9 protein-coding genes are annotated in these 11,710 nt (G+C 30.5%); 5 read left to right on the top strand and 4 right to left on the bottom strand.

Annotated elements, in window-relative coordinates; all coding sequences use genetic code 11:
• Position 1 precedes the first annotated feature (1 nt).
• The 5 genes from ACN0WB_RS02420 to trmB all read left to right on the top strand — a co-directional run bounded on the left by ACN0WB_RS02420 (position 2) and on the right by trmB (position 9,243).
• Entirely contained in the window at positions 2–4,129 is a 4,128-nt protein-coding gene (locus ACN0WB_RS02420; protein WP_417428462.1) for a T9SS type B sorting domain-containing protein, read from the top strand.
• A 112-nt stretch (positions 4,130–4,241) separates the two neighbouring features.
• Positions 4,242–5,054 (top strand): hypothetical protein, encoded by an 813-nt coding sequence (locus ACN0WB_RS02415; RefSeq protein WP_417428460.1) that lies wholly within the window; start codon positions 4,242–4,244, stop codon positions 5,052–5,054.
• Between the two features lie 99 nt (positions 5,055–5,153).
• The gene (locus tag ACN0WB_RS02410) at positions 5,154–7,781 is read left to right on the top strand and encodes a flippase-like domain-containing protein (protein ID WP_417428458.1); all 2,628 of its coding nucleotides are present in this window, start codon (positions 5,154–5,156) and stop codon (positions 7,779–7,781) included.
• Positions 7,782–7,797: 16 nt separating this feature from the next.
• Positions 7,798–8,493: an AcvB/VirJ family lysyl-phosphatidylglycerol hydrolase gene (locus ACN0WB_RS02405; RefSeq protein WP_417428456.1), complete on the top strand. Its 696-nt coding sequence runs from the start codon at positions 7,798–7,800 to the stop codon at positions 8,491–8,493.
• A gap of 72 nt (positions 8,494–8,565) precedes the next feature.
• Entirely contained in the window at positions 8,566–9,243 is a 678-nt protein-coding gene (gene trmB, locus ACN0WB_RS02400) for a tRNA (guanosine(46)-N7)-methyltransferase TrmB (RefSeq protein ID WP_417428454.1), read from the top strand.
• Positions 9,244–9,303: 60 nt separating this feature from the next.
• Here trmB and rpsB read toward each other — a convergent pair whose 3' ends face one another.
• The 4 genes from rpsB to ACN0WB_RS02380 form a co-directional block, all read right to left on the bottom strand.
• Positions 9,304–10,065, bottom strand: coding sequence for a 30S ribosomal protein S2 (rpsB, locus tag ACN0WB_RS02395; RefSeq protein ID WP_417428452.1), 762 nt, complete (start codon positions 10,063–10,065; stop codon positions 9,304–9,306).
• A 172-nt stretch (positions 10,066–10,237) separates the two neighbouring features.
• The gene (gene rpsI, locus ACN0WB_RS02390; RefSeq protein WP_417428450.1) at positions 10,238–10,624 is read right to left on the bottom strand and encodes a 30S ribosomal protein S9; all 387 of its coding nucleotides are present in this window, start codon (positions 10,622–10,624) and stop codon (positions 10,238–10,240) included.
• 5 nt (positions 10,625–10,629) lie between these two features.
• Complete coding sequence (gene rplM / locus ACN0WB_RS02385; protein ID WP_417428448.1) at positions 10,630–11,085, bottom strand: 50S ribosomal protein L13; 456 nt, start codon at positions 11,083–11,085, stop codon at positions 10,630–10,632.
• Positions 11,086–11,355: 270 nt separating this feature from the next.
• A complete protein-coding gene (locus tag ACN0WB_RS02380; protein ID WP_417428446.1) occupies positions 11,356–11,688 on the bottom strand; it encodes a hypothetical protein in 333 nt (110 codons plus the stop codon).
• Between the last annotated feature and the right edge of the window lie 22 nt (positions 11,689–11,710).

Genomic DNA, 11,710 nt, shown 5'->3' with positions numbered 1-11,710 from the left:
CATGAAAAAAAGTTTTACATTCCTGTTTTTTATTTTTTTTGTTGTAAAATCTTTTGCGCAATTAGATACAGAACATTGGTTTGCACCAATGATGGATAGAACGAGTGCGGGAAATCAAATGCAATCTATTTATTTTTCAACTAATTCAACAACTGCATTTCCGGTAACTATTTATAATAATAATATTGCAATTGGTGTAGTAACAATAAGCAAAGGAAATCCTCAAAAATTCTCTGTTCTTAGAAAATATATTATAACTACAGATACATCTGATTTGTTTGCTCCCAATTCTATGGGAATTTATTTAAAAGCTGATTATCCTTTTTATGCAAATCTGCGATTTTCGGTTAACAATCATGCAGAAATTTTAACATCCAAAGGAAAAGCAGGAATTGGAACAAAATTTTATGCAGCAATGGCGCCAATTTCTGTAAATAATGGGATTCTAAATTTTATGACGGGGATTTTAGCGACTGAAGATAATACAACTGTAACAGTTTCGGGTTATCAATCAAGCGTTCAGTTTTCTACGCCACAAAATAATACGATTAATTTTACATTAAATAAAGGACAATCTTATATTATTGACGGAAAAGGAAATAATATTAATAATTGGACGGGATTCATCGGTGCGAAAATAGTTTCTAATAAACCAATTTCTGTCACAAATGGAAATTTTAACGGACAATATGCTGGTGATTTTTCAGGTAGTTCAGATATTTTAATGGATCAATCTGTTCCCGTAGAAAGACTTGGGCAAGAATTCGCATTAGTAAAAGGTAATGGTGCAATTGGGGAAAATATGGAAGGAGGTCTTATTGTAGCAACAGAAAATGATACCGAAATTTATGTAAATGACATTTTAACTCCAGTTGTAAGGTTAGATGAAGGACAGTTTTATAGACTTCCAGAAACTTATTATATAGACAAAGGGAATGGTGTTTTTAATATGTACGTAAAATCCACCAAAAACATTTATCTCTATGAATTATTAGCAGGTGCAAATACAATTGCAACGGGGGGATTTAATTACATTCCTCCACTCAGTTGTTATTTGCCAAAAAAAATTGATGAAATCGGTTTGATAAATGAAAATCCGGGAACTAGCGGAAATTCCAGTGTGTACAGCCAAAATCGTACTACCAAATTAAATATTATTACTGAAGCTGGAGCCATAGTTTCTGTAAATGGTATAACTCCAACTCCTTTACAAGGGCCTTATTCTCTAATTGGAAATCTTGGCTGGGTAACTTATTCTTTGGAAAATGTTACCGGAAATATTACTGTAAATTCCACAAAAGCTGTTACAGCTGGAATTGCAGCAGGAGATGGAAATGTTGGTTATGGAGGTTATTTTGCAGGATTTTCGTCTATTCCAGCAATTTCTAAAAAAACCGGAACTTGTCTTCCGGGAATTGTTTTAGAAGTAAATGATGGTTTTGATCATTATCAATGGTATCTAAATAACTTACCAATTCAAGGTGCAAATTTAAACACATTTACACCCAATTCTCCTGGAAATTATACCGTAAAAGTGAGCACTGGATCTTGTTCAGAAGTGACAACACCAATTTTTACCGTGTTAAATTGTCCTAAACTAACAACAGTTACAAAAGCAGTTTGCAGCAGTTTTAGTATAATACCAAGATTTACAATTTCTCCGCAAAATATAGTTTTAAATACTTTAAAAATTACAACTTCTCCTACAAAAGGTACAGTCACATTTAATCCTACAACCGGCGAAATTACTTACACGCCAAATGCAGGAACTTTCGGGGCAGATTCTTTCACGTATAAATTTTGCGGCGATGGTGCATTTGAAGATTGTGAAGAAGTAACTGTAAATATTACCATTGGACAATTACAAGTAAAAAACGCAAATTTAACGAGCTGTAAAATTAATGATAAAGGAACTTTTGATCTTTCAACAGCAGATATTTCATCAAATAATCCGATTACTAAAAAATATTACAAAACTTTAGTAGGCGCACAATCTGAAGATCCAGCTCAAGAAATTTTAAATTTTTCCACATATAATTCTGTTGGCGGCGACGTTTACGCTGTTGTAAAAACACCAGAAGGTTGTAGCGAAATTGCAACAATTACTTTAGGATTTTTCCCAGAAATAATTTTGGATACAAATCTTTACAATCCCATAAATTGTGACGATAATTTTGATGGAAAAATTGATATCGATTTTTCTCAAATTAATTCAGCTATTTTGCAAAATTCAACTTATTTTCAAGTTAGATATTATTTAAATCAGACTGATGCAACTGCGGGAAATGCAAATAATTTACCAAATAATTGGTCTTATAATTCAGACACGCCAGTTTTTGTACGAGTAGATTCTCCAGACAATTGCCCTTTTAAAACCGCGAAAATAGATTTTAAAATTGGTAATAAATTAATTATTACAACTCCCGTAAATCAAACAGTTTGCTCGGAAAATACTTCGGAAAATTTAGTCTTTTCCGATTATCTCAAATTTTTTACTTCAGATAATACGGTAACTTTTAAATTTTATAAAACGTTAGAAGACGCAAAAGCAAATGTTTCTGGAACAGAAATTTCATCTAATGAAACGATAACTTCAGACACTACTTTTTTTATCCGTTTTTCCAAAGTAGGACTTTGTGATAATATCGGAACTTTAAATTTAAAATTTGCAAAACCATTAAATTCCACCACTCTTCCTACTTCAGTTACAGTTTGTGAAGGTTCTAAAACTACTTTAGACGCGGGTTCTGGTTTCATTTCTTATTTATGGAATACGGGAGAAATTACACAATCTATTATTGCCGGTGTGGGAAATTATACTGTAAAATTAACTTCTCCAAACGGTTGTTCTTTAGTTCAATCCGTTGAAGTAAAGGAATCTTTGAAAGCTGTTTTAAATACTTCAAATTACACTGCAGAAAATTGTGATGTGAATTTTGATGGAACTGTGGATATTAAATTCTCTGATATCACTCCAATTATTTTACAAAATAGCACAGAATTTACAGTAAAATATTACTCAACAAATGCTTATGCGCAAATTGGTGGAACAAATAATTTACCTGATAATTATTCATATTCTTCTGATGTTACAGTTTATGTGCGCGTTGAATCTAATTTTTGCCCACCAGTTATTCAGCCCTTAAATTTAAAAGTAGGAACTTCTTTACCTTTGATTAAAACCATTTTTTCTACATCGGAATGTGATGATGATTTGGATAATATTAAAAGTGTAGATCTTTCAAAATATTTATCTCAATTTACCACTGATTCTGGAGTAAATGTGAGTTATTATGATAATTTAGATAATGCGAAAAATTCTCAAAATGCAATTTCAAATCCAGCTTCTGTAAACAAAAGTGGGACTTATTATTTCAGAATTTCCAAAACTGGTTTTTGTCCGGTTCTTGCAACTTTAAATATCACTATAAATATTCCGAAAGCTTCTTCAATTTTAGTGGATCAATCTATATGTCCAAATACGAAAACAATTTTGGATGCAGGTTCTGGTTTCATTTCATATTCTTGGAGCACAGGTGAAAAAACTTCATTTATTACAGTTGGAATCGGTGATTATTATGTGGATTTAGAAACTGGAAATGGCTGTATTTACCGCCAAAAAGTTTCTGTAAAAGAAGTTGAATTACCAAAAATTACTGCAATTGATATTCAAGGAACAACCGTTACAATTACTGCAGAAGGTGGGAACAAACCATATTATTACTCACTAAATGGTTCTTCACCGCAAACTTCAAATGTTTTTACAAATGTTAAATCTGGTCCGAACACAATTTTTGTAACTTCTGCAGATCAATGTACTCCAGTTTCGAAAGATTTTTCTTTAATTGTAATTACCAACGTAATCACTCCAAATGGTGATGGAATAAATGATACTTTTAATTATGAAAATCTCAGAACAAAAGACAATCCTAAATTTGAGATTTACGACCGATATGGGAAATTAGTTTTTAAAGGTTCAGAAAACAACAATTATACTTGGGACGGAACATTCAATAATAGAAAATTATCAACCGATTCTTATTGGTATATTTTGGAATGGCATGAATTCGGAGTTAGTACAAATGCAAAATATACAGGTTGGGTTTTATTGAAAAACACAAACTTTTAACAAGATTTAATTAAAACATTCAAAATAAGAGTGAACTTTAATATAAGTTTAACGTGCAAATATCTATTAATGAATTGAAAACAAAGAAATTCTGTTTAATTTTGTTTTCTATATGAAGAAACTATATTTCTTGTTTTTATTGCTTGCAATTTCACAAATTAATGCACAGATTTTTGGAGGAGAAATTTTTTTAAAAGATAATTCTAATCTTTATCTAAACCAAATTTATGTTACCAATTTAAATACCCAAAAAACCGTTTTGGCAGATTTTAATGGTGATTTTAAAATAGAAGCAAAAGCGGGAGAAATTATACGTTTTACTTCTATTATTTCTGAAAGAAAAGATGTGAAAATCACACCAAATATGATGTTTTCTTATCATAATTTGATAGAATTAAAACTTGCATACACCGATATTGAAGAAGTCATTATTCCCAATTTTAAAGTTTCGGGAAACTTGCGAAAAGATGTTTTAGCGCTTCGCACAGATAAGAAAAAAGAACAATTAGAAAAAGCCATTGGTTTACCTCGCCCAAAAGGTGACGGTTTACCAACGCAACTTCCTATCGCTGGTTTTTCTGGTGGCGGATTAACGTTTGGCTTAAACAGTATTTTTGATTTAATTTCTGGTGAACAAAAAAAGAAAGAACGATATCAAGAATATGAAACGATGACGAATGACATTACAAATATTCAAAAATATTTTGGTGATGATTATTTTGTTAGACTTAAAATTCCAAAAGAATTAATCTCTAATTTCTTGCAGTTTGTTTATAGTTCAGATAATTTGAAACCCTATTTACAAGCTAATAATTTTGAAGCGACTCAGATTTTTATAGAAAAATATTTACCTATTTATTTAGTGCGTTTAAAAAACTCCAACCTTCAGAAAATTATTTCACAACCATCTGTGAAACAGCCCTAATCTTTAGATAAAAGCGAAATATTAATTATCCTATTTTTTATTTTGTACTAAATTTGTTAGAAATTAAAATCAAAACTTTTCTTTGATATTTTCTTGTATATGAGGTTTAAAAAAAATCTTTCTTTTCTTAAATTTTCTCCAAAATCTTATTGGAAGGAAATTCTTGCCGTTCTAATTATTTTATTGGCATTTGTGTTTTTCCGAAGTGAAAGACATGAAATGCGCCAAATTATTCCGCAACTAAAACAAGCAGATTTCACTTGGCTATTCGTGGGAGTTTTAGTCACATTTCTCTACATTTTTTTACAAGCTTTTATGTATGTTGAAAGCTTTAAAGCTGTTGGTTTAAAAATAAAATTAGGCGAAGCAATTACTTTATTTTTAAAAAGAAATTTTCTAAGCGTGTTTTTACCTGCAGGCGGCGTCACTTCTTTGGCTTATCTCCCTACAGAATTAAAAAGAAAAAATTACGATTCCTCAAAAATGCATCAATCGGGTATTATTTACGGATTTGTTGGTTTATTGACGGTTTTTTTAGTTGGAATTCCAGTTTTAGTTTACAGTTCTTTTAGCCATCAAAACTTGGTAAATGCGTGGATTGCGCTTTTAATTTTAGGCGCAATTTTACTGCTAATTTTTTTATTTTATAAAGACATCCAAAAACAAGGTTTAATTTATAAATATTTAGATAAAAAATTTCCATCTTCCATCGCTTATCTTGATTCAATTTTTTCTGCAGAATTACAAAAAAAGCCTTTTTATAAAGTGGTGATTTATTCTGTAATAATTGAGTTTATAGGAATTTTCCACGTTTTTATTGCGATGGCTGCTTTAGGCACATCACCTTCTTTTAGTGCAGCTGCAATTGGATACACCGTTTCAGTTTTATTAATGATAGTTTCACCTTTTTTACGCGGTTTAGGAGCAGTAGAATTTACAATGCTTTATATTTTTAATTCCTTTGGTTTTAATAATGCAACAAGTTTAGGAATTACTCTACTCTATCGAATTTTTGAATTTTGGTTGCCTTTACTTTTTGGAATTTTCGCATTTCTTTATAACGGAAGAAAATTATTTGCACGTATTTTTCCCTCAATTGCGATTTTCACTTTAGGTGTAATTAATATTCTTTCAGTAATTACGCCGCCTTTAGCGGAAAGAATTATTTTAGTAAAACATTATTTGCCTTTTGAAGCGCGTCATATTTCAAAATTATCGGTTTTAGTTTTAGGAATTGGATTATTGCTAATTTCTGCACAATTGATAAAAGGTTTAAAAAGCGCTTGGTATTTAGCAATTATATTTTCTGCCTTTTCAATTTTTGGAAATGTCTTGAAAGCTTTTGATTATGAAGAAGCGTCATTTGCAATTTTTACCATTCTTCTTTTGATTTTCACGCGAAAACAATATTTAATTAAAAATAATCGCAAACTTTTGCGACTTGGTTTAAGCACCATTTTACTCATCCTTTCAGCAATTCTACTTTTTGATTTTTTTAGTTTTTATTTAATTGATAAAAAACATTTCGGGATAGATTTTACTTGGTCACAATCGCTTTATTACACCTTTCAAAGTTTTCTATTATTTTACACGGATTTACCAACACCTGCGACTGCTTTTGGTCGTGAATTTATAAGTATTACCAAAATTTTAGGTGTCCTTTCTTGGATATTTTTAATATTTGCAGTTTTAATTCCTTTTAAATTTGGCAAAGAAATAGATGATAATAACGAAATTCAAAAAGCTGAAAAATTATTAAATAAATATGGAAATTCTGCGCTTGATTTTTTTAAAATAAGTAATGATAAATCACTCTATTTTTCTGAAAATTTCGATGGATTTGTCTCTTTTAAAATTGCTAATAATTATGCAATTGTTTTAGAAGAACCTGTTTGTGAAAGCGATGATAAACTTTACATGATAAAAGAATTTGAAGAATTTTCTAATAAAAAAGGCCTAAAACCAATTTATTACAGAGTACCAGAAAATCTTTTATTAAAATTTAGAATATTAAAAAAACAAAAATTATTAATTGGACAAGAAGCTTTGGTTGATGTTCAAAATTTTACTTTACAAGGAAAAGACAGAAAATCTCTACGAAACGGAATTAACAGTATTTCAAAAAAAGGATTTGTTGCGGAAGTTTTTACAGCACCACATTCTTCGGAATTTTTATTAGATTTAAAAAGTATTTCTGACGAATGGCTGAATGAATTTGACAAAAAAGAAAGTGTTTTTTCGCAAGGCAGTTTTGATGAAAATTTAATTAAAAACCAAGACATAATTGCCATTAAAGATGAACTTGGAATATTGCAAGCTTTTCTAAATATTATTCCAGATTTTGCTCCCGAAGAATGCACTTATGATTTAATTAGAAAAAGAAAAAGTGCTCCAAGTGGTTGTTTAGATGTATTAATTGTAAGTTTAATAGATTACGCAAAAAATAAAAATTTAAAATATTTAAATATGGGACTTACGCCGATGAGTGGTCTTGATGCGCCAGATAATGCGGCAGAACAAATTATGAAATACGCTTACCACAGAGTTGGAAGTTTAAAACATTTCCAGACTTTGAGATTTTTTAAAGAAAAATACGCCACAATTTGGCAAAATAAATATTTGATTTATAACCATGATTTTGAACTTTTGCAAATTCCTGCAGCTTTAAATAAAGTAATGAAAGCTGTATCCACAAATTTACCAGAAATGACCAATAAAAATAATTAAAATCACACAAGTAAGAATGATGAAACTATCTTCAAAATTTAAAATTATTCTTCTTTTTTCTATTGCTTTTCTACAAAGTTGTAGTAATTCTTCAGAAAATCCAGATTTTCCTGTACGGGAATTAGACGCCAAAAATGATTCGCCTATTATATTTTATTTAAGTGGCGATGCGGGTTTCAATACTTTTTCAAAAAGCTTGAGTGATGAATTATTTAAAAGAAATTACGACATCACTGCACTAGATTCTAAATCTTACTTTTGGAAGCCAAAAACGCCTACTGAAACCACAAACAAAATCAGTGAATATCTAAATGAAAAATTAAAAGGTAGAAAAAATCAGAAAATTATTTTGCTTGGTTACTCTTTCGGCGCAGACGTTTTACCATTTATAGTGAATAAATTGCCCCAGAATTTACATCAAAAAATAGTTTCCGTTATTCTTTTAGATCCTTCTAAAACTGCAGATTTTGAAGTGAGTTTACAGGGAATGATTTTAGACAAAGCTCGTGGCGATTACGAAGTTTTACCAGAAATCAACAAAATGAAAGTTCCAAAAACTTTTGCAATTTTAAGTGATATTGGTATTAAATTTCCTGTCAAGAAAGTTATAATCCCGAATTTCACAACCTCTCATTTACCAGGAAATCACAGATTCAACTATGAATATAATAAATTGGCAAATTTGATTTCACAAAATATTCAATCAAAATAATTTAATATTAAGCCAAGTTAAAAATTTGTTTTTCAGAATAATAAATATACTTTTGCGCTTGGTAAAATAAGTATGGGAAAAAATAAATTAGCGCGTTTTGCAGAGAATAAAATATTACCAAATGTTTTTCAACCTACAAGAGCAGAAGCATTAGAACAATACAAATTAAAAGGAAAATGGAACGCCGAAGTTTTTAAAAATGACAATCCGATTGTTTTAGAATTAGGTTGTGGAAAAGGTGAGTATTCTGTAGGTTTAGCTAAAGCTTTCCCCGAAAAAAATTTTATTGGAATAGATATTAAAGGCGCAAGATTTTGGTTTGGCGCAAAAGAAGCGCACGAAACTGGATTAAAAAATGTGGCCTTTCTTAGAACACAAATTGAACTTTTAGATTGTTTTTTTGCAGAAAATGAAGTGGATGAAATTTGGATTACTTTCCCAGATCCACAAATAAAATACCGCCGTACAAAACACAGAATGACACACCCAGATTTTTTAGCGCGTTATAAAAAATTCTTAAAAAAAGAGGGTTTAATTCATTTAAAAACAGATTCAGAATTTCTTCACGGCTACACTTTAGGTTTGCTTCAAGGTGCAGGTCATGAAATAATTACGGCGCATCATGATATTTATGGCGCACCAGAATATAAAGCAAATACAGTACTTTTACGTGAAATTCAAACTTATTATGAAGATTTATTTTCCAAAAAAGGAAAGACGATTACTTATATTAAGTTTAGATTAAAGTAAGAGTTAAAAAAAATTCGGCTCAAATAAATTTGAGCCGGATTTTATATTTAAGAAAGAATCTTATTTTTCGTCGAAATCGGCATCAGTTTCCGCTGATACTTTTTCGCCTTCTTCTTTAGATTTTTCTTTGTCTGCTTTTCTTTGAGATTGACCTTCTTTAATTGCATCTGCAACTACTGTTAATAATAAATCAACAGATTTTGAAGCATCGTCATTTCCTGGAATAACGTAATCTACTTTTCTTGGGTCTGAATTGGTATCTACGATTGCAAATACAGGAATTCCCAAGCTTTTCGCTTCAGTTACTGCAATGTGCTCTCTCATAATATCTACCACAAAAAGAGCAGAAGGAAGACGAACCATGTCAGAAATAGAACCTAAATTCTTTTCTAAATTAGCTCTTTGTCTATCAACTTGCAATCTTTCTTTTTTAGATAAAGTTTCGAAAGTACCATCTTTCTTCATTTTATCAATCTGATTCATTTTTTTAACCGCTTTACGGATTGTAACGAAATTCGTTAACATTCCACCCGGCCATCTTTCTGTAATATAAGGCATATTAAGTTCTGCAGCGTGTTTTGCTACGATTTCTTTCGCTTGCTTTTTTGTTGCTACGAAAAGAACTTTTTTACCTGCAGAAGTTAATTTTTCTAAAGCTTTACAAGCTTCGTCTAATTTTACCGCTGTTTTATGTAAATCTACGATGTGAATACCGTTTTTCTCCATAAAAATGTATGGAGCCATGTTTGGATTCCATTTTCTAGTCATGTGACCAAAATGAACGCCTGCCTCTAAAAGGTCTTTTACATTTGCTTTTGCCATGTTTTTGTTTTTTAGTTTACATTCCGCTGTTACGCAATCAACTTTTCTTTAGATGGGAGAGAAGTTTGGGTGCTAAACTAAACGGGCAATTGTTTTGATTAGATAGTAGATGTGAGATTTAAGATATGAGTTAAAATCTCTATACTCAAATCTTTTATACTCAAATCTGATTTTAACGTTTTGAGAATTGGAATTTCTTTCTCGCTTTTTTCTGTCCTGGTTTTTTTCTTTCAACCATTCTTGCGTCTCTTGTTAGTAAACCTTCTGGTTTCAACAATAAACGGAACTCTGCATTGATATCGCAAAGAGCACGAGAGATTCCTAATCTGATAGCTTCGCACTGTCCTGTATTTCCTCCGCCAAAAACATTTACAGTTACGTCATATTGACCAACAGTTTCAGTTAATAAAAATGGCTGATTTACTTTGTAAACCATTACGTCTGTTGAGAAATAATCAGCAACATCTTTGCGATTTACCGTAATAACACCAGAACCTGGTTTAAGGTAAACTCTCGCTACAGAAGTTTTTCTTCTTCCTATTTTATGAGTTATAGACATATTAATTATTTGAATTCGTTAATATTGATTTCCTTTGGCTGCTGAGCTTCATGCTTGTGATCAGTCCCTTCATATAAATAAAGATTTCTGAATAACTGACTACCTAATCTGTTTTTAGGAAGCATTCCTTTTACGGATTTTTCCAAAACTTTCAAGCCGTCTTTTTTCTTTAGCTCTTCAGCAGTCATCGACTTTTGACCTCCTGGATAACCAGTGTGCCAAATGTAGGTTTTGTCTGCCCATTTGTTTCCTGAAAGAGTAATCTTTCCAGCGTTCAAAACGATCACATTATCTCCGCAATCTGCGTGAGGCGTGAAATTCGTTTTGTGCTTACCTCTCAAAATCTTTGCAACCTTGGAAGCTAACCTTCCTAAAGGTTGGTTTTCAGCGTCTACCACAACCCATTCTTTATTTGCAGTAGCTTTATTAGCCGAAACGGTTTTGTAACTTAATGTATTCACAATTTATCGTTTACGATTAAACATAATTTTCCCCAAAACGGGTGTGCAAAGGTAGTAATATTTTTTTTATTTTAAGAGGGATATTTTAGATTTATAAAAATTAAATCCGTTTGTTAGAATAATTGCAATTTTAAAAGCAATTTTTACAGCAAATATTTTATGAATTTAGTAATTATTCAACATTAAATTTTAGCTAATTTTTTTACTTTAAAAGTTGAAAAGTCACTTCAAAATCAAAGAATTTTATTTAATGAAAAACACTAAAAATATTTATTCTCGCATCGATTTCGTCTGACGAAAACTTGCCATTAAATAATAAGCTACAAAAATAATTGAAAACTTAATGATTGACGGAATTGCCAATTGGATATTAAAAACTAAAATTCCAATCACGACTAAAATTGCCATTGCCAAAAATGAAATTCCTAGTTTTTTTGCCAACAAATATTTAGGATTGTCTAAATAATAAGCCAAACCCCATCCAGAACCATAAGCTAATGAATAATAAAAATTTAATCCAAAGTTTTGTGAATCTACAAAGAAATAATACATTAAAAAACTAAGAATAGTACCAGCTAAAAAATAGATGATTGCTCTTTTCATTAAAAAAATTTTAGCAAAAATA

The organism is Halpernia sp., assembly GCF_048269545.1.
Classification (GTDB): domain Bacteria; phylum Bacteroidota; class Bacteroidia; order Flavobacteriales; family Weeksellaceae; genus Halpernia.
The sequence above is the reverse complement of the archived record's forward strand: the minus strand, read 5'-3'. Positions and strand labels throughout refer to the sequence as shown.

Excerpts from the sequence above, each read along its gene's own strand:
- trmB (WP_417428454.1), top strand. The coding sequence starts at position 8,566 with ATGGGAAAAAATAAATTAGCGCGTTTTGCAGAGAATAAAATATTACCA.
- ACN0WB_RS02410 (WP_417428458.1), top strand. The coding sequence starts at position 5,154 with ATGAGGTTTAAAAAAAATCTTTCTTTTCTTAAATTTTCTCCAAAATCT.
- rpsB (WP_417428452.1), bottom strand. The coding sequence starts at position 10,065 with ATGGCAAAAGCAAATGTAAAAGACCTTTTAGAGGCAGGCGTTCATTTT.
- ACN0WB_RS02420 (WP_417428462.1), top strand. The coding sequence starts at position 2 with ATGAAAAAAAGTTTTACATTCCTGTTTTTTATTTTTTTTGTTGTAAAA.
- ACN0WB_RS02405 (WP_417428456.1), top strand. The coding sequence starts at position 7,798 with ATGATGAAACTATCTTCAAAATTTAAAATTATTCTTCTTTTTTCTATT.
- ACN0WB_RS02415 (WP_417428460.1), top strand. The coding sequence starts at position 4,242 with ATGAAGAAACTATATTTCTTGTTTTTATTGCTTGCAATTTCACAAATT.
- rpsI (WP_417428450.1), bottom strand. The coding sequence starts at position 10,624 with ATGTCTATAACTCATAAAATAGGAAGAAGAAAAACTTCTGTAGCGAGA.
- ACN0WB_RS02380 (WP_417428446.1), bottom strand. The coding sequence starts at position 11,688 with ATGAAAAGAGCAATCATCTATTTTTTAGCTGGTACTATTCTTAGTTTT.